The sequence below is a fragment of the Paraburkholderia sp. EG287B genome, assembly GCF_040965595.1.
GTDB lineage: Bacteria > Pseudomonadota > Gammaproteobacteria > Burkholderiales > Burkholderiaceae > Paraburkholderia.
Genome location: NZ_JBFRCG010000008.1, coordinates 84,420 through 102,831, shown reverse-complemented (window position 1 = coordinate 102,831; position 18,412 = coordinate 84,420). Strand labels below are relative to the sequence as shown.

Sequence of the window (18,412 nt, the reverse complement as noted above, 5' to 3'; positions counted from 1 at the left end):
TTCAGTCGGAGGACTCGCGTGCCGACGGCTCGCGCAGTGCGGCGAGCCGTAGTTCACGTTCGGCGCCGAGTGCCGGCGCGCCGTGGGAAGGACCCTGCGCCCGCGTCAGCATGCGCAGCGTCGCGACCGAACCTGCCACGGCGAGCAGCAGCGGAATCGCAAGATCGTGATTCGCGTGAGTGAACTCGAGAATCAGCACGGTTGCGGTGATCGGCATCTGCATCGAAGAGGCGAGAAACGCACCCGCGCCGACGATCGCAAATGCACCCGGCGAAAGGCCGGGCCACACGTGATTCACGAGCCCGGCGATCACGATGGCGAGCAGCGCGCCGTTCGCGAGCCCCGGCGTAAGCAGGCCGCCCTTCGCGCCCGCGCGCAACGTGGTCGTCGTGACGAACACGCGCAGCACGAGCAGCGTGGCCGCCAGGCCGATGCCGAGATCGTCGTCGAAGCTCAGGCCGGCCGCGCCCTTGCCGTTGCCGAGCAACTGCGGAAACCAGATGGCCAGCAGGCCAATGGCCGCGAAATTCACCAGCGTGTAGAGCGGCAGCCGCCAGTCTTTGGGCGAGGCGTCGCGCGCGCGGCTCGTCACGCGTGAAAAAGCATGCGCGGCCGCGCCGAACAGCGGCCCGCAGAGCACCGACCACACCACGAGCTGCGCATTGATGCCATAGCCGGGCACGTGGTATTGCTGCGCGTCGCCGAGACCGATCCATGCGATCACGGCCGCAATGGCCGAGGTGCTGATCGCCGGCACCGCCACCGACCAGCCGAACGTGCCGAGCAGCACTTCGAGCACGAACATCGCACCGCCCAATGGCACGTTGTAGACAGCCGCGAGCCCCGCACCCGCACCGCACGCGATCATCACGCGGCGCTCCGCGGCGGTGAGGCCGGTGCGCTTCGCGAGCCAGCTCGCGAACGCGGCGCCGATCTCGCGCGGTGCGACTTCGCGCCCGAGCGGCGAACCCATCGCGACGGTCACGATCTGCAGCAGCGCGTGCACGGTGGTCGCGAAAATGGGCATGCGCTTGCCGCCTGGCTTGATCGCCGCGCTGATGCTCACGAGCGGGCGCGCGTAGCGATAGAGCGCCCACCATCCGCCGCCGGCGATCAGCCCGCACGCCACGAGCACCGCTACGCGCCGCCAGGGCGCGGTATCGGTCACGCCCTGCAGAAAGCTCTCCTCGCCGATGATGTGCCCCGCGCCGTAGCCATAGGCGACGTGCTGGATCGCGTGCAGCAGCAGCGCGAGCAGCATGCCGGAGAGACCCGCGCCGATGCCGGTGAGCACGGTCACGAGCGCCAACGTGACGAGCGGGCTGCGCGGAGGCGGACGATCGGCGTTGGCGCGAGAGCGCGGCGAGGGTTGGGGCGTGAGGGATGACACGGCGGGAAGACAGGCGTGGGAGTCGCCAGGCGACGGGCTGGCGCCCATTGTAGCGAGGGCAGGGGGGCGGCGCGTCGAGCACGTTCAGCGCGCCGGCGCTTCCGCCCAACGCCCGGCAGAAGCGAAAACGCCAGCCGCGCGTCCCGCGGCGGGCGTTCGAATCGACGCAGCGCTTACAGGTAGCTGCAGACGTAGTCGAGCGTCTCGACCACTTCGATGTCGAAACGGCTCTTGCCCGGCACCGAGAACGACTCGCCGGCGCTGTAGGTCTTCCACTCGTCGGTGCCTTCCAGGCGGATGCGGCACTGGCCGGCCTGCACTTCCATCAGCTCGGCGGCGTCAGTGCCGAAGTTCAGCGTGCCCGGCAGGATCACGCCTAGCGTCTTGCGCGAGCCATCGGCGAACAGCACGGTGTGCGACACGCACTTGCCGTCGAAGTAGACGTTGGCGCGCTTGATTACGGAAACCTGGTCGAATTGTGCTGCTGCCGTCATGGCGGTCTTCCTCTGTCTTCGTGAATGGAACCGGGCGCCGGGACGACGCGTCGTCCGGGGCGAGGCCGCCATCATACCGGCTGTCGGGCGCGGCGGGCGCATGGCATCGCCCTGCTGCCATACGAATTGCGAATTGAATGTTTACAAACAAATGACGAGTTATTACAATCGCTATCACAAATGAGAATCATCTGCATTTGCAATTACGACAATTCGCCGACCAGCACGCTCACTCATGTCCGTCCATTTCCCGACGCGGATGCGCGCCATCGCCTCCGTCGCTGCGCTCTATTGCTCCGGTTTCTTCGCCTCGTCTCTCGCACACGCGCAGACCGCGCCCGCCGCCGATAGCCCCGCCGCCGCGAGTGCAGCGGCGGCGACGCCTGCATCGTCCACCGCGGCTGCCGAAAGCACGCTGCCCGCCGTGAAGGTCGTTTCGGCGCCTTCCGACATGCAGACCAAAACGCTCGAGTCGTACAAGTTCACGGCGCCGCTCATCGACACGCCACGCTCCATCACGGTGATTCCGGAGCAGGTGCTCAAGGAGAAGAACGTCACGACCTTCCAGGACGCGCTGCGCACGGTGCCCGGCATCACGTTCCTCGGCGGCGACGCGGCGGCGAATCCGTCTGCGGACCGGCCCGTGATTCGCGGTTTCGAGTCGCGCAACTCGATCTTCGTGGACGGCATGCGCGACTCGGGCGTGCAGAACCGCGAAACCTTCGATGTGCAGAACATCAGCGTCATCAAGGGCCCGGACTCGGTGTATGCCGGGCGCGGGTCGGTCGGCGGCAGCATCGACATCACGACGAAAACGCCGCAGGCCGACAACTTCATCAACGGCAGCGTGGGCCTTGGCACCGATAGCTACAGGCGCGCCACCATCGACTGGAACCAGTCGCTCAACGACACCACCGCGTTCCGCCTCAACGCCATGGGCCACGACGCCGACCAGGCGGGCCGCACCGACGTGTACAACAAACGCTGGGGCGTGGCGCCCTCGATCGCGTTTGGCCTGAACACGCCGACCACGGTCACGGTGAGCTACTACCACCTGAACACCTACGACATGCCCGACTTCAGCGTGCCGTTCCGCTCGACGGGCGGCACGCCGGTGTCGTCCAACCGCGGCCAGTTCTACGGCCTGAACACGCGCGACTACCGCTACGGCCAGACCGATACGGGCGAAGTGAAGGTGGAGCACCGCATCAACGACGCGTGGAAGATCAAGAACACGACGATGTTCGGCCGCTCGACGCTCGACTACGTGGCGACCAATCCGCAGCTGACGAGCGCGACCTCGAACATTCTCAGCCTGCAGGCCAAGAGCGGCAAGTACGCGACCAACAGCGTCGCGAACCAGACCGAGGCGAACGGCAAGTTCGACCTGTACGGTATGCGCCACACGTTCACGGCGGGCGTGGAATTCAGCCACGAGCAGGACCTGTACGAGGGCTATCTCGTGAGCGATTCGGCGGGCAACAACATCCGCTCGGGCGGCCCGTGCTCGGTTGCGTACAACTGCGCGTCGATCAACAACTGGAACCCGAACAATCCGTGGACGGGCAGCATCGTCCTCAATGGCGACAAGGGCTTCCCGGGGCCTGCCACGCATACGCAGACGAATATCGCTTCGGCGTACATGTTCGACAGCGTGCAGCTTTCCGAGCGCTGGATCTTCAACGCAGGCCTGCGCTTCGACCGCTATGACGTGAGCGCGCAGCAGGCGGGCGTGGCCGATCTGTCGAACACGTCGAATCTCTTCAGCTACCAGTTCGGCCTCGTGTTCAAGCCGGTGCCGACCTTGAGCCTTTATGCGTCGTACGGCACCTCGGCGAATCCGCCGGGCTCGAATTCGGGTCTCGGCGGCGGCACGGACCAGATCACGGCTACGAACAAGGACCTCGCGCCCGAGCGCTCGCGCAATATCGAAGTGGGTGCGAAGTGGGACGTGCTCGAGCAGCGCCTCTCGCTCACCACGGCGTTGTTCCAGACCGACAAGACCAACGCGCGCGTGAGCGACGGCCTGGGCGGCACGATCAACGCGGGATCGCAGCGCGTGCGCGGCTTCGAGTTCGGCTTCGCGGGCAACGTGACGAACAAGTGGTCCGTGTTCGGCGGCTATTCGTACCTCGATGCGATCACGACCGATGCCGGCCCGGCCAGCCCCGCGCTTTCCGGCTTGCCGATGGTGATGGTGCCCAAGCACAACTTCACGCTGTGGACGAGCTACGACGTGCTGCCGAAGCTCACGGTGGGTGCGGGCGCAACGGTTTCGAGCCTGACGTATGCATCGGTTTCGGCGACATCGCGCAAGTGGACGCCGGGCTATGCGCGCTTCGATGCTGCGGCGACGTGGCGTGTGTCGAAGAAGATCGATCTGCAGCTCAACGTGAACAACCTCTTCGACAAGGAGTACTACCAGAGCGCGTACCCGATCTACGCAACCTGGGCGCCGGGCCGCTCGGCGGTCGTGACGGTGAACTTCTATCAGTGATCGCTAACGCCGCTCGCGGCGGTAACGGCGAGTCATAAAAAAGGGGCGCTCGAACAAGCGCCCCTTCTTCATCGCCTGCAGGAGTCAACGCAGGCTCACTCCGGCTTCACCGCCACCGAAGCCTCGGCAGTCAGCATCATGAACGTGAAGCTCTCCTGCAGATACAGCTTCACGCTCTTGTCGTCATGCGACGAATACCCGATCGACACGTCCTGCCCGAGGTGGAACGCGAAATCGCCGCCACGCGTGCTCAGGATCGCGCCGCCCTCGATGGCCGGCGCCCAGATGATCTCGCCGTTCACGAGGCGGCGAATGTGCTCGAGAATCGGATAACCCATGTCGCTCGCTTCGCTCACCGCCGTGTAGGCATCGGAGCCGAGCAGCACTGCGTACGGGCCGTCCACGCCCTGCAGGCGCAGCTGTTCGAGCGCCTTGGCGATGACCGTGGGGTAATCGGCGATATCGGCCGGCATCGGCAGGATCGGGTTCGACGAGCCTTCGCGGATGCCCGTGATCTGCGCGGCCGTGTAGCCGTCGAAAATCGCGCGGTCTTCCGCGAACGCGAGGCGCGTCGCCGCGTCCTTGGCCGGCTGCCAGTCGGAGTCTTCGGCGCCGCGCTCGACGTCGTCGATGGCGTCGCGCGAAAGTTCGAACGGCACGCGCAGTTCCACGATCGCCTTCACTTCGCGCTGCCGCGCACGGATGCCTTCGAGCGGCGCTTCGATGCCGTTCTGGTGGCCCGTGCCGACTGCGGCGAGCGCCGGGCCGCCGGGGCCCTCGACGTCCACGACGCGGCGGCCCGCGAGCGAGCGTTTGAAGGTGCGCGCAACTTCTTCTTCGATTTGCGACCACGCGGCCGTGGAAATGGGCGCCAGCTCGCGATGGAGGTTATTCATACCGGGGTGCTCCTTTGAGGGATCCGATGGCGAGCGAGCCGTCTGCGTTTGGCACGGCGGCAGGCTCGGTTTCTGTTTCCGATGAATCGGCGGCGCCCACCTCGATGGTGGGTGCGGCGCCCGGGTCGACTTCGGCGAGCGCTTCGAGCAGCGTCTGCGACGGCACGAAGAAGAGGCCCCCCGTGACGGCGCGGCTGAAGTCGAGCAGCCGGTCGTAGTTGCCGGGCGGCAGGCCGACGAACATGTTTTCGAGCATCTGTTCGATCGGCTCGGGCGAGCGCGCGTAGCCGATGAAGTAGGTGCCGAATTCGGCCGAGCCGGGCCGGCCGAACGGCATGTTGTCGCGCAGGATCTTGATCTCGTTGCCCGCGTCGTCTTCGAGCGTGGTGAGCGAGCTGTGCGACCAGCTCGGCTTCACGGCTTCGTCCAGTTCGATGTCCTGGAGCTTGGTGCGGCCGATGATGTGCTCCTGGGCCTCCACGGATAGCGCGTTCCAGCCTTTCATGTCGTGCATGTACTTCTGCACGAGCACGTAGCTGCCACCGCAGAACTCGGGGTCTTCGTTTTCGCCGATCACCGTGAAATGGACGGCTTCGTTGCCCGTCGGATTCTCGGTGCCGTCGACGAAGCCGATCATCGCGCGCATGTCGAAGTTGCGAAAGCCGTGCACTTCGTCCACGGTCGTGACCGCGCCTTCCAGGCGCGTCATGAGCTGGGTGGCGAGTTCGAAACACAGGTCGGTTTCGTCGGCGCGAATGTGCAGCAGGATGTCGCCGGGCGTGGCGATGGCCTTGCGCTCGCCCGTGCCGAATTCGCGGAACGGGTGCAGGCCGGCCGGGCGCGGCTCGCCGAACAGCTTGTCCCATGCGTCGGATGAAAAGCCGACCACGCACGACAGATTGCCGGCGGGCACGCGCTTGCCGACCGCGCGCACGAGGTTGGCGACGTCGGCGCACCAGGCGCGCACGGTGGCGCGGCTCGCGGCGTCGTCGTTGACGGTCGCGACGATGAAGAAGGCATTGCGCGTGACGGCGCTGGAGACGGACTGCGGTTCCTGCGTGAGAGAGGCCGGCGTCATGATGTGGGGTATCGCTCGTGAGTCCAGAGTCGGGTTTGGGTTCTGCTGCGCCCGCATAGTTTAGCCAAACTCGGGGAAAACGGCCGTTTGCAGGCGAGAGGGGTGCCGTGCGAGGATACTCATCATGATATCGACGTGCCCTGACGGGCAGGCTGGAGTAAGCGCTGAAGCGCTAACTCCGGATCGACAGCTTTGCATGGGACCGGAGTAAGTGCTAAAGCACTAACTCCGGATCGACAGCTTTGCATGGGACCGGAGTAAGTGCTAAAGCACTAACTCCGGATCGACAGGAGACGCGCCATGTGGGACCACACCGAGCATGAAGGCTTCGAGATCTGGGTGCTGCCGATTCCGGCGTTCGGGCCGCGTGCGCCCGAGCCGCTGTTCCACTACAGCGGCTACATCTGCCGCCACGGCGCGGACGCCCATGTCGAAGGGCGCAGCGTGCGCTTTCACGACATGATGCGCAACTACACCGGCCCCGACGCCGCGCTCGACGCCGCCTACGCGGACGCCCGCAAGCGCATCGACCGCTTCCACGCCACGGGAAGCTGGGCTGAGAGCACGGCCTGAGCCTTCGTTTTCCCTTTCAGCGGCCGCCCTGCACGATCAGCTTCACGGGCCGTCCTTCGCAGCTCACCTCGCCCGGCAGCGCGAGCGTGCGCCAGCCTGCCGGTTGGCCGGGGGCGCTGAGTTCGGCGACGTCGTCGGGATAGGTCGTGACCACGTTGAACGGCCACGACCCGCGCCGCAGCCGCTCGTGGACGAGCGAGCCGACCCAGATCGGCGTGGGTTCCCCGTCGCTCGCGTGGCCATCGCCAGTGCCGTTTCCATTGCGCCGCGGCGCGAGCGCGTAGCCCGAAGGCCAGAAGCGCAGCACGTCGCGGCGGCTGCCCGGCTCGGCCGCCTCGCCCGGCTTGGCGGCGAGGCGCGCGCGGGCGAACACGAGCGGCGAGGGCAGGCCGTTGTTCAGCTTCGGCAGCAGCGGCAGCGACATCACGTCCACGTTCGGTGCGACGAGCGATAGCACGCTCCTCACCGAAATCTGCGGGCCTTCGGCCCAGCCCGCGTCGCGCAGCGCCGTGCGCAGGTCGTCGGCGCTCGCGGCCCACTGGATCGTCATCGGCTCGCGGCGCGCGCCTTTCATGTCGAAGCGATAGCACGCAAACGTCCTCCACAGCGAATCGCTCCACTGCATTTGCGAGAGGACGACGGGCGCCGCCGCCGCGGTCGTGGGCGGCGCGGGCATGCGCCCGGCCGGCACCGTCTGCAGCAGAACGGCGCCGACCAGCACGATCAGCACGATGGGCGGCACGTAGGTGCGCTGCGGCGGCCGCTTGGGGTAGCGCCAGAGCGAGGTGAGCACCACGATCGCCACCCAGATCGCGGCGAAGGCCGCGCCGCCGATGGCGTCCGAGAACAGAAAGCGGTCGAAATAGAGCCCCGCGAACGCCACGGCCACGACGATCCCGTTGCCGAGCGCGGCGACCAGCGCGGCCTCCAGCATGCTCGCGCGGCGCACGAGCAGGAACATCACGAAGCCATAGACGATCACCATCGACGCCACGCGGTCGCTCGGGAACACATAGGCTTCGACGGCCTGGCCGCCGCCCGGCGACGTATGGTGGATCACGAAGCGCAGGATCAGGATGAGCAATTGCGAAACGGCCGCCGCAATCATCCAGTAGGCGATGGTGCGCCAACGCCTCTCCAGCACCATCCAGATGCCCACCGTCGCGATCAGGGCCGCGAGCGTCCAGGTGCTGCCGAGCGTTTCGACGCGCGCGAGGGCCTCGTCGGCCCAGGTGGTGCGGATCGACTGCAGGAACTGGCGCACGGACTGGTCGATCTGTACGAGCGGCGCGCCGCGCAGCACGTTGCCGAGCACATAGGAAAACACGGCCGCGCAGACCGGCACGAGGCCCGTGATCACGATGACGGGGCCGAGCGCAGGCTGCGCCGGGTCGAGCAGGCGGGCGATGCGCTTCGAGGCGCGCCCGGGATGCTGCGCCGCCCACTGCGCCGCGCTGCGGCGCGACGCGCCGGCCCAGTTGTCGATGTGCAGGAGCAGCATGCGCACGAAACGCCAGATGAGCCAGACCGCGAGCGCGACGATGCCGATGACGACCACCAGCCGGAACGACACCGCGCCCGCGAGCTGGAGCGAGGCGCCGAACACGACGCCCGGCACGATATGCGCGGGCGCCCAGACGAGCGCGGAAATCACGTTCATCATGAAGAAGCGCATGGGCTTCATGCCGGCCATGCCCGCGACGATCGGCACCACGGCGCGCAGCGGCGCGATGAAGCGCGCGAGGATCACGCTGCGCGTGCCGTGGCTCACGAAGTAGGCGTGTGCGCGCTCGAGAATGGCGGGATGGCGGCTGAACGGCCACATCTGGGCCAGCGAGCCGCGGTAGCGATGGCCGATCCAGAAGCTGACGCCGTCGCCGGCCACGGCGCCCGCAATCGCGCAGACGAAGAGCCAGCCGAGGTTGATCGTGCCCGTGGCGGCGAACGCGCCGGCAATGAACATCGCCGTGCTGCCGGGAATGAACGTGCCGATGAACGCGAGCGATTCGAGGAAAGCGGCGACCACGACAAAGGCGAGCGTCCACGTCGCGTGCGCGGCGAGCAGGTGCAGCAAATGATCGTAGGCGTGCTCCATGAGCGGGGCGGGTTCGTTTGCTGGGGCTCGCGGGACGGGCGCGAGATCGGGCGGGTGCCGGTCCGCACCGGCCGTTCGCAACTAGCCGCAAGCGGCGTGCGGGACCATCAGGCGCAATATAACCGGGCGCGCGCAACTACGTGCGACGCGAGGCCGGGCGGGACGCAGCGAGGGGGCGAAGGCGGGGCCGCGTCGCGCGGCGGCGACGCGGAAGGGGGGGCGGCGGATTTTGCGCCCGCAAGTCCGGCTACGACCGGGACCCGATTCAGATAACCCCTTTCTCCTTCAACCCGGCCAGTTGTTCCGCCGAATAACCGAGCATCGACTGCAGGACCTCCTGCGTGCCTTCGCCCAGTTGCGGAGGCGCGTGCCGCACGGGCAGGCGTTCGCCGTCGAAGCGCCACGGCGGCGCGAGCACCGGCGTCGTGCCGCTTTCGGTATGCGGATGCGGCTGCTGCGTGACGAGGCCGCCAAGCGTTGCGCGCGGCGACAGCAGCGCCTCGCGCAGGCCGGCCACTTCGCCGCACGGAATGCCGGCGCGCGCGAGCCGTTCGAGCAGCAGTTTGCGCGGGCGGCTGCCCAGTTCGCGCGTGAGTTCGGGCACCAGCGTTTCGCGGTTCTGCCCGCGCAGGATGTTGGTCTTGTAGCGTGCGTCGTCGGCGAGGTCGGCGCGCTCGATCACTTCGCGGCAAAAGCGCTCGAACTGCGCGTTGTTGCCCACGGTGATGACGAGCGGACCATCGGCCGCATCGAACACGCCATACGGCACGATCGACGGGTGCGCATTGCCGTAACGCGGCGGGTCCTCGCCGATCAGCAGCGCTTCGAGGCCGTAGTAGGCGGTAATCATGAGGCCGCAGTCGAACAGCGCCATCTCGATGTGGCGCCCGCGACCCGTGCGCTCGCGCTCGTAGAGCGCGGCGAGCATCGCCTGTGCGGAATACATGCCCGTGAAAAGATCCACGGCCGCCACACCGAACTTGAGCGGCGGCTGGTCGGCTTCGCCGTTCATCGCCATGAGGCCGGTTTCGCCCTGCACGACGAGGTCGTAGCCGGGGCGTGTCGCTTCGGGTCCTGTACGGTCGTAGCCCGAAATCGAGCAATAGATGAGACGCGCATTCTCCGCGCTCAACTGCTCATAGCCGAGCCCGAGCTTTTCCGCACCGCCGAACTTGAAGTTCTGCACGACGATGTCGCTGGTTTTCGCGAGGTCGCGCACGATCTGCTGGCCTTCGGGCGTTTGCAGATCGAGCGTGATCGAACGCTTGTTGCGGTTCACGCTGTTGAAGTACGCAGTCTCCGTCTTGCCGACGCGCACGCCCCAGTCGCGTGTGTCGTCGCCGCGGTCGGGATGCTCGATCTTGATGACTTCCGCGCCGAGGTCGCCGAGCACCATCGCGCTCCACGGCCCGGCCAGCACGCGCGAAAGATCGAGCACGCGCACGCCCGCCAGGGGCAAGCTGTTGTTGTCCGTCTGCATCAACTGGTACTCCTGGTTCGTTGTCGGGGCAACGCAGCCGCCCCTTCATGGCTCACGCCGCCTCGCGCCCCAAGGCGATATAGCGCGCGAGATGATGATCCTCGTCGCCAAGCTGATGATCGATCATCACGAGCCGCTTTGCATAGTGCGCGAGCGGCAATTCCCACGTCATGCCGATGCCGCCGTGCAGCTGGATCGCTTCTTCGGCCACGCGCGCGCCAATGCGCCCGATCGTGTACTTGGCGGCCGAAAGCGCACGTTCGCGCTGCGCGCGCGGCGCGTCGATCGCCGCTGCCGCGTTGATGACCGCCGAGCGCGCCTGCTCGATTTCGAGCAGCACGTCCGCCATGCGATGCTGCAGCGCCTGGAAGCTGCCGATGGGCAAACCGAACTGCTTGCGCGTGCGCAGGTATTCGAGCGTGAAGTCGCGTGCGATCTCCATCGCGCCCACGGCCTCCGATGCGAGCGCGACGATGCCGTATCCGCGTGCATGTTCGAGCGTCGCGAAGCCGCTGCCTTGCGCGCCGATGAGCGCATCGGCATGCACCTTCACGTTGTCGAGCGCCACTTCCGCTGCGCGGCCGCCATCGATCTTGCGGTAGCCGCGCAGGCTCACGCCCGCTGCATCGCGCGGCACGACGAAGAGGGAGATGCCTGCTTCGGCGAATTCTTCGCCGGAGGTACGCGCCGAAACGAGCAGCATATCGGCGTGTTCGGCGTGCTGTACGACGCCCTTCGCGCCCTGCAGCACCCAGCCATCGCCGCTTTTCTCTGCCCGCGTCGCCACGCGTGCGTCCTCGTAGTGCGAACCTGGCTCGTCGTGCGCGAGCGCGGCGATTTGCGAGCCGTCGATGAACGAGGCAATGCGCGCGCGCTGCGCCTCGCTGCCCGCGTGCGCGAGCGCGCGGCCCACGATCAGCGTGTCGAGGAACGGCTCGACCACGAGTCCGCGCCCGAGCGCTTCGAACACCACGGCGACATCGAAGCCCGCGCCGCCAAAGCCGCCATCGGCCTCGTCGAACAGCGCGCCGATCACGCCGAGTTCGGCGAAGCGCTGCCACATGTCTGCGCTAAAGCCTTGCTCGGAGCGCGCGATTGTATCGCGCGTATTGAAACCGTATTGCTCCGTGATGAAACGATTGAGCGTATCCGCAAGCATGCGGCGGTCTTCTGTATGCTGGAAGTCCATGGCGTGCCTCTCAAAGCCCGAGAATCATCTTGGAGATGATGTTCTTCTGAATTTCGTTGGAGCCGCCGAAAATCGACAGCTTGCGGTTGTTGAAGTATTGCGCCGCGGCGCTGGCGGCATCGTCGGGTCCGATTGCCTCGCCCGCATACCCTTCTTCGAGCGCGTCCTCGACGAACGGCGCCGCGTACGGACCCATCGCGCGGCGCAGCAGCGAGGCAATCTCCTGGCGGATCTCGGTGCCGCGAATCTTGAGCATCGAGCTTTCCGCACCGGGCACGCCGCCGCCCGCCACTGCGGCGATCACGCGCAGGTTGGTCGTCTTCATGTTCTCCAGATCGATCTCGACCTTCGCGATGCGTGCCGCAAACTGCGGATCCTCTGCAAGCGGCTTGCCGTTGCGCGTGATGTTCCGCGCGGCGCGCTTCAGGCGCGCGAGCGCCGCCACCGAAAAGCCCACGCCCGCGATATTCGTGCGCTCGTACGTGAGCAGATATTTCGCGTAGGTCCAGCCGCGGTTTTCTTCGCCAACGAGGTTCGCCACCGGCACGCGCACGTCGGTGAAGAACACTTCGTTGACCTCATGTTCGCCGTCGAGCGTGACGATGGGGCGAACCTCGATGCCCGGCGTGTTCATGTCGATCAGCAGGAAGCTGATGCCTTCCTGCTTGCGCACGTCGGTGGCGGTGCGCACGAGGCAGAAAATCATGTTCGCGTAGTGGCCGAGCGTGGTCCACGTTTTCTGGCCATTCACCACGTAGTGGTCGCCGTCACGAACGGCAGTCGTGCGCAACGAGGCGAGGTCCGAGCCCGCGCCCGGTTCCGAATAGCCCTGGCACCACCAGTCCGAGCCGTCGAGAATGCGCGGCAGCCAGTAGCGCTTTTGCGCCTCGCTGCCGTACTTGATGAGCACGGGCCCGAGCATGTTGACGCCGAACGGCACGATGCGCGGCGCGCCTGCAATCGCGCATTCGTTCTCGAAGATGAACTTCTGCACGGCGCTCCAGCCGGGGCCGCCGTATGCCTGCGGCCAGTGATTCGCGAGCCAGCCTTTTTCGTGGAGGATCGCATGCCATTGCGCCATGTCGTCGCGCGTCAGGTGCCGGCCGTTGCTCACCTTGCTGGCAAGGCGCTGCGGCAGGCGCTCGTTCAGGAACGCGAGCACTTCGCTGCGAAACGCCTCTTCTTCGGCGGTGAATTTCAGGTCCATTGTGAAAAGCTCCTTCAGGGCACATTCAGGCCGATTGATTGAGGCTCGCGAAATTCTCGCCGCGCTCGACCAGTTCGACGAGCAGCGGCGAAGGACGCCAGAACAGCGGATCTTCCTTCGCATACTCGCGGATATCGGCGAGCACGTTGGCGAGGCCCACGGTATCGGCGTACTTCATCGGACCGCCGCGATAGCGCGGGAAGCCGTAGCCATAGAGCAGCGTGACATCCACATCGAGCGGGCGCAGTGCGATCTTTTCATGCACGACGTTCGCGCCTTCGTTGATCATCGCGGCCATGTAGCGGCGCATGATGGCTTCGTCGCTGAAGCTGCGCGGCGTGACGCCCGCGCGTTCGCGCTCGCTGCGGATGATCGCTTCCACTTCGGGGTCGGGCGTGCCCGTGCGTGCGCCTTCCGGGTAGAGATAGAAGCCGCGGCCCGTCTTCTGGCCGAACCAGCCGCGCTCGCAGATGCGGTCGGCGATCTGCACGTAGCGCGCCTTCGGGTCGCGCGTGGCGGCGCGGCGCTTGCGCGTGGCCCAGCCGATGTCGCCGCCCGCGAGATCGACCACCTGGTACGGGCCCATCGGAAAGCCGAAGTCGCGCACGGCCTTGTCGATCTGATACGGCGAAGCGCCGTCCTCCATCAGATGATCCGCGGCGGTGCGGAACACCGCGAGAATGCGGTTGCCGATGAAGCCGTCGCACACGCCCGCGCGCACCGGCACCTTGCGCAGCTTCTTCGCCAGCTCGAATGCCGTGGCCACGACATCGGCGCTCACCTGCTTCGGCACGACGATTTCGAGCAGCTTCATGATGTTGGCGGGCGAGAAGAAGTGCAGGCCCACCACGTCCTGCGGGCGTTGGATGCTGGCCGCAATGGCGTCGATGTCGAGATACGAGGTGTTGGTCGCGAGCACGGCGCCGGGCTTGCACACGCGGTCGAGTTCGGCGAACACGGCCTGCTTCACGGCCATGTCCTCGAACACGGCTTCGATGACGAGATCGGTGTTCGCGAGCGCGTCGTACGAGGTGCTGCCGTTGAAGCGCGCGAGGATCTGCGCCTTCGCTTCGGGCTTCATGCGGCCCTTGGCGATGAGGCCGTCGTAGACCTTTTCCACGTGGGCGCGGCCGCGCGCGAGCGAGGCGTCGTCGCGTTCGATCATCGTCACCGGCAGGCCCGCGTCGAGCACGGCCACGGCAATGCCCGCGCCCATCGTGCCGCCGCCGATCACGCCGACGGTGTCGATCGCGCGCGGCTTCGCGCTCTTCGTTTCAGGGGCCTTCTGCACTTCGCGCTCGGCGAAGAATGCGTGCACGAGACCCGCACGCTGCGGGCTTTCGAGGCATTCGAGGAACTGCTTGCGCCCGAAGCGCAAGCCTTCGTCGAACGAGAGATCGAGCGCGGCCTGCACGCAATCGACGATCTTCAGCGGCGAGAACAGGCCACGCGACTTCTTCGCGGTCTCGGCGCGCGCGGCGTCGATCGCGGCTTGCGCCTGGGAGCGATCGGCGAGCGCCTGGGCGTCGCGCGTGCGTCGCACCGGCGCATGGCCCGCGAGCAGTTCCTGCGCATAGGCGAGGCCTTCGGCGAGAATGTCGTCGCTCGCGCCCACGCGGTCGACGAGGCCGAGCTTATGCGCTTCCTGCGCGCTCGCGTGACGGCCGCTCAGCATCAGCGAGAGCGCCGCTTCGGCGCCGATCAGGCGCGGCGTGCGTTGCGTGCGTTGCGTGCCGCCGGCACCTGGCAGCAGGCCCAGCTGCACTTCGGGCAGGCCGAGCTTCGCGCCCGCCACGGCGAGCCGGTAGTGCGCCGCGAGCGCCACTTCGAGGCCGCCGCCGAGCGCCGCGCCGTGAATGGCGGCGACCACCGGCTTGTGGCAGGCCTCGATGCGGTTGCAGACGTCGGGCAGCGCGGGCGGCTGCGGCGGCTTGCCGAACTCGCGGATGTCCGCGCCGGCAATGAAATTGCGCCCCGCGCCGACGATCAGCACGGCCTGCACGGCGTCGTTCGCCTCGGCATGCTCGATGGCGGCGGCGAGGCCGCGGCGCACGTCCACGCCCAGCGCGTTGACGGGCGGATTGTCCACGGTGACGAGCAGCACCTTGCCGCGCAGTTCATGAGTGACGGGGGAGGCGTTCACGGAATCGGATGCCATGGCGATGCTGTCTCCAAAAGAGGGCCGGACTGGCGGGCCAGACGGCAATGTTTCATGTTCGCGTCGATTCTCGGCGCGCCAGCGGCAATTGACAATCCCATCTCCTGTTGACAGACTGTCAAAGTATTTTTGACAGTGGATGTGCCATGGACGTCAACGCGCTGACCCTGCTCGTCGAGATTCTCGATGCGGGCAACCTCAGCGAGGCGGCGCGCCGGCTCAAGATGAGCCGCGCGAACGTCAGCTACCACCTCAACCATCTGGAGAAGTCGATCGGCCTGCAGCTCGTGCGCCGCACGACGCGCCGGGTCGAGCCGACCGAAATCGGACTGAAGCTCTACGAGCACGGCCGCGCGATCCAGAACGCGCTGCTCGCCGCGCGCGAATCGGTCTCCACCCTTGGCCAGAGCCTGCAGGGGCGCGTGCGGCTTTCCGTGCCGAGCGGCTACGGGCAGCTCGTGATGTCGGACTGGCTCATCCAGTTCAAGCGGATGTATCCCGGCATCGTGCTCGACGTGATGTTCGAAAACCGCGTGGAAGACCTGCTGCGCGACGAAGTCGATATTGCCGTGCGCGTGATGCACGAGCCGCCGCAGAATCTCGTGGCGCGCAATATGGGGCCGGTGAAGTACATCGCGTGTGCGTGCACGGAGTGGGCTGAAAAGCACGGCATGCCGCAAACGCTGGAGGATCTGGCACGCGCGCCCGTCATCACCGCAACGGTGGTGGGGCGGCAATTGCGCCTTGCGGGTTATCTAAACGAGGACCGGCACGAGGTGCTGCTCGAGCCGTCGATCATTTCGGAAAACTTCCTGTTTTTGCGCCAGTCGATTCTCGCGGGACTCGGCGTGGGCATCGTGCCCGACTACGTGATGCACGACGACATTCGCCAGGGCGCGGCCGTCACGTCGCTCGACGCGTGGCGCCTGAGCATTTTCGGCACGCATATGTACATGCTCTACATGCCGAACCGCCACCACACGCGGGCGGCGGCCACCTTCATCGACTACGTGCTGGGCGAGGCCCGCAAGACCGGGCGCGGCGCGGCCGCGTGAGCGGCGCAGGTAGCCGCCGCCACTGGCCGCGCCGGTTGCCTGCGCAACGGCCTATTGGCCCGTGAGCGTGTTGCTGTACTCCACGGCGGGCTGCGAGGTGTTGCCGCCCTGCGCGACGAGCAGGTGAATCTGCCCCGGCAGGAGTTGCGAGAGCGTACCCGAGATCGGCACGGTCGTAATGAGCCAGTCCGCATTGTTCGCGAGGTTGAAAGAGGCCGACTCGTAGATCGCCGTCTTGCTGCCCGCTGCCGTGACGATCGCCACGTAGTTGCCGCCGTTCATGTAGATCGAGTCCTGGCCGCTCGCGGGCACGGCGTTCTTGTAGCCCACGGCCGGCAAGGTCGGCTGCACGCCGTTGATATCCGTGCCGGGTGCGACGATGTAAATGTCGAGGTTCTGCGCATTGACGGTGGCGTTGAACGCGCGCAGGCGTGCGCTGCTGGAAAGCAGGCCCTTGTCGAACGGATCATCGATCAGGCCGATGTCGCCGCCCGTGAGCGCGGGCAACGCGAGCACGGTGTACTCATGACCCTTCGCCACGTCGGCGAAGGCGCCGCTTGCAATCGGCGTGGTCGTGCCCGTGCTCGCATACGAGACGTTGGTGTTGCCGGTGTTGATGTTGGCGAAGTTCGTGACCTGCTTGTACGCGACGTTCGTCTGCAGGGCGCTGCCATTCACCAGAAAATCGACGTTCGGGCCGCCGGGCAGGGCATGCACGAAATGTATCTCGGGGTTCTGCACGCCAATTTCCTTGCCGACGTCGTTGCTGCTGCTGCCGCCGCCGCATGCCGTGAGCAGGGCTGCCGTGCTCGCAAACGCGAGCAGGGTGCGTATCGTCTTCATTGTTGACCTCATTCGTTTCGTTCAGGCTGCACGGTGTGCGGCCTCGTTTGCGGCCGCGCGTTGTTATTGCCCCCATCGCGAGCCGGGACGGCGGCGCGATGCTGCATGGGGGCGAGCACGATCAGCAATTGGTGTGCCGTGCGTGGCGATCGGCGCGATGCGTGTGTGCGCAACGGGATGAGGATAGGGGGGCGATGGGGCCCGGAGCGCGTGTGAGGCCCGGCGCGCGCGAGCGTTACGACGTTCGATGGCAGCTTTTACCGGCGCGAAGCGCCGCGCCGATAGTCAAGAGTCCTGTGCGCCCTCGTTGTCCAGGTTCGCGTCTTGCGCACGTTTGCCGCTGGCGCTCGCGTTGACGGCGTTCGGCCGTCCGCGTGTGACGGACGAAACGGCGACGCGTTGCTGGATCCCGGCCTTCGTGAGCATATGCGCGCTGATGGGCGCGGTGAGAAACAGGAATGCCGGAATCAGCACTTCGTGCAGGCTCGCGAAATTGTTGTGCGCACTGAAGTACACGACGGAAGCGAGCACGACGCCGCCTACGCCGAGCGTGGTCGATTTGGTCGGTCCGTGCAGGCGCATGTAGAAGTCGGGCAGGCGTGCGAGGCCGATCGCGCCGATCAGCGTGAACGCGCTGCCGAGCAGGAGCAGCACGCAGACAATCGCTTCGATGACGGTTTGCATGGCGAAGCCCTAGTTCAGTTCGATGATGTCGCCGCGCTGCAGGTACTTGGTGAACGCGACGGTCGCCACGAACCCCATGACCGCGATGAGCAGCGCGATTTCGAAGAAAACCGTCGAGCGCAGCATGATGCCGTAGACGACGATCAGCGCGATCGCGTTGACGTTGAGCGTGTCGAGCGCAACGAGCCGGTCGGGCAGCGAAGGCCCGCGCACGAGGCGCACGAGCGTGAGCAGGAACGCGAGCCCGAGGATCGCGAACGACACCGGAATGGCGATGGCTAGCATGCGAAGATCTCCATGAGCGGGGCTTCGTAACGGGACTTGATCAAGGCGACGAGCGCGGCTTCGTCTTCGAGATCGAGCACGTGCACGACGAGGCGTCGGCGGTCGTCGGAGAGCTCGGCGCACAGTGTGCCGGGGCTCAGCGAGACGATGCTGATGAGCGCAGAAAGGGCGATTTCGTGGGTGCTGTCGAGCGGCACGTCGATGAAGGCGGGGCGCAGGCGCTGCGTCGGGCCGAGCACGAGCAACGCGACTTCGAGGTTCGCCACGAGAATGTCGTAGAGCACGTGCCCGAGCAGCCGCACGAGCAGCCACGGTTTGCCGAAGCGCACCGGCGCGAGCCACAGCCCTTCGCCCACGCGGTAGGCGATCGCGGTGCCGAGCACGAAGCCAAGGAGCAGGTTGCCCGGCGACACGTCGTTCATCAGCAAGACCCAGCATACGAGCAGCACGACGGTGAGCCAAGGGTGCGGAAAGAGCCTCTTGAGCAT

Annotated in this window: 16 protein-coding genes; 3 read left to right on the top strand and 13 right to left on the bottom strand. The window is 66.5% G+C overall.

The genetic code is table 11. The features are described 5' to 3' along the window. Position 1: 1 nt before the first annotated feature. A complete protein-coding gene (locus tag AB4Y40_RS15745; RefSeq protein ID WP_368688501.1) occupies positions 2-1,390 on the bottom strand; it encodes a chloride channel protein in 1,389 nt (462 codons plus the stop codon). 173 nt (positions 1,391-1,563) lie between these two features. After that, entirely contained in the window at positions 1,564-1,884 is a 321-nt protein-coding gene (locus AB4Y40_RS15740) for a pyrimidine/purine nucleoside phosphorylase (protein ID WP_254316758.1), read from the bottom strand. A 235-nt stretch (positions 1,885-2,119) separates the two neighbouring features. Between AB4Y40_RS15740 and AB4Y40_RS15735 the strand changes: the two genes are divergently transcribed. Next, positions 2,120-4,381 carry a TonB-dependent receptor gene (locus tag AB4Y40_RS15735; protein WP_368688500.1) on the top strand — a complete coding sequence of 754 codons (2,262 nt, stop codon included), beginning with the start codon at positions 2,120-2,122 and terminating at the stop codon, positions 4,379-4,381. 95 nt (positions 4,382-4,476) lie between these two features. Here the strand turns inward: AB4Y40_RS15735 and AB4Y40_RS15730 are convergent, their stop codons facing one another. Beyond that, a complete protein-coding gene (locus AB4Y40_RS15730) occupies positions 4,477-5,277 on the bottom strand; it encodes a family 1 encapsulin nanocompartment shell protein (protein ID WP_368688499.1) in 801 nt (266 codons plus the stop codon). Continuing rightward, on the bottom strand, positions 5,270-6,355 hold the full coding sequence (locus AB4Y40_RS15725) for a Dyp-type peroxidase (RefSeq protein WP_368688498.1): 1,086 nt from the start codon (positions 6,353-6,355) through the stop codon (positions 5,270-5,272). The genes AB4Y40_RS15730 and AB4Y40_RS15725 overlap by 8 nt, the downstream gene beginning before the upstream one ends. Before the next feature lie 300 nt (positions 6,356-6,655). Between AB4Y40_RS15725 and AB4Y40_RS15720 the strand changes: the two genes are divergently transcribed. Next, a complete protein-coding gene (locus tag AB4Y40_RS15720) occupies positions 6,656-6,928 on the top strand; it encodes a hypothetical protein (RefSeq protein WP_069261746.1) in 273 nt (90 codons plus the stop codon). A 16-nt stretch (positions 6,929-6,944) separates the two neighbouring features. Here the strand turns inward: AB4Y40_RS15720 and AB4Y40_RS15715 are convergent, their stop codons facing one another. From AB4Y40_RS15715 to AB4Y40_RS15695, 5 genes are all read right to left on the bottom strand, one after another. Then, a complete protein-coding gene (locus AB4Y40_RS15715; RefSeq protein WP_368688497.1) occupies positions 6,945-9,023 on the bottom strand; it encodes a VTT domain-containing protein in 2,079 nt (692 codons plus the stop codon). Between the two features lie 265 nt (positions 9,024-9,288). Continuing rightward, the gene (locus AB4Y40_RS15710; protein ID WP_368688496.1) at positions 9,289-10,503 is read right to left on the bottom strand and encodes a CaiB/BaiF CoA transferase family protein; all 1,215 of its coding nucleotides are present in this window, start codon (positions 10,501-10,503) and stop codon (positions 9,289-9,291) included. A 52-nt stretch (positions 10,504-10,555) separates the two neighbouring features. Continuing rightward, positions 10,556-11,692, bottom strand: coding sequence for an acyl-CoA dehydrogenase family protein (locus AB4Y40_RS15705; protein WP_368688495.1), 1,137 nt, complete (start codon positions 11,690-11,692; stop codon positions 10,556-10,558). A gap of 10 nt (positions 11,693-11,702) precedes the next feature. Next, positions 11,703-12,899 (bottom strand): acyl-CoA dehydrogenase family protein, encoded by a 1,197-nt coding sequence (locus tag AB4Y40_RS15700; RefSeq protein WP_368688494.1) that lies wholly within the window; start codon positions 12,897-12,899, stop codon positions 11,703-11,705. 25 nt (positions 12,900-12,924) lie between these two features. Continuing rightward, positions 12,925-15,057 (bottom strand): 3-hydroxyacyl-CoA dehydrogenase NAD-binding domain-containing protein, encoded by a 2,133-nt coding sequence (locus AB4Y40_RS15695; protein ID WP_368688493.1) that lies wholly within the window; start codon positions 15,055-15,057, stop codon positions 12,925-12,927. A gap of 146 nt (positions 15,058-15,203) precedes the next feature. Between AB4Y40_RS15695 and AB4Y40_RS15690 the strand changes: the two genes are divergently transcribed. Then, positions 15,204-16,112 carry a LysR family transcriptional regulator gene (locus tag AB4Y40_RS15690; protein WP_368688492.1) on the top strand — a complete coding sequence of 303 codons (909 nt, stop codon included), beginning with the start codon at positions 15,204-15,206 and terminating at the stop codon, positions 16,110-16,112. A gap of 51 nt (positions 16,113-16,163) precedes the next feature. Here AB4Y40_RS15690 and AB4Y40_RS15685 read toward each other — a convergent pair whose 3' ends face one another. The 4 genes from AB4Y40_RS15685 to AB4Y40_RS15670 all read right to left on the bottom strand — a co-directional run bounded on the left by AB4Y40_RS15685 (position 16,164) and on the right by AB4Y40_RS15670 (position 18,412). Next, positions 16,164-16,955, bottom strand: a complete 792-nt coding sequence (locus AB4Y40_RS15685) for a DUF4397 domain-containing protein (protein WP_368688491.1) — start codon at positions 16,953-16,955, stop codon at positions 16,164-16,166. 285 nt (positions 16,956-17,240) lie between these two features. Continuing rightward, on the bottom strand, positions 17,241-17,639 hold the full coding sequence (locus AB4Y40_RS15680; RefSeq protein WP_368688490.1) for a Na+/H+ antiporter subunit G: 399 nt from the start codon (positions 17,637-17,639) through the stop codon (positions 17,241-17,243). A gap of 9 nt (positions 17,640-17,648) precedes the next feature. Then, positions 17,649-17,924, bottom strand: coding sequence for a K+/H+ antiporter subunit F (locus AB4Y40_RS15675; RefSeq protein ID WP_368688489.1), 276 nt, complete (start codon positions 17,922-17,924; stop codon positions 17,649-17,651). Continuing rightward, positions 17,918-18,412 (bottom strand): Na+/H+ antiporter subunit E, encoded by a 495-nt coding sequence (locus tag AB4Y40_RS15670; protein WP_368688488.1) that lies wholly within the window; start codon positions 18,410-18,412, stop codon positions 17,918-17,920. Before AB4Y40_RS15670 ends, AB4Y40_RS15675 begins: the two co-directional genes overlap by 7 nt.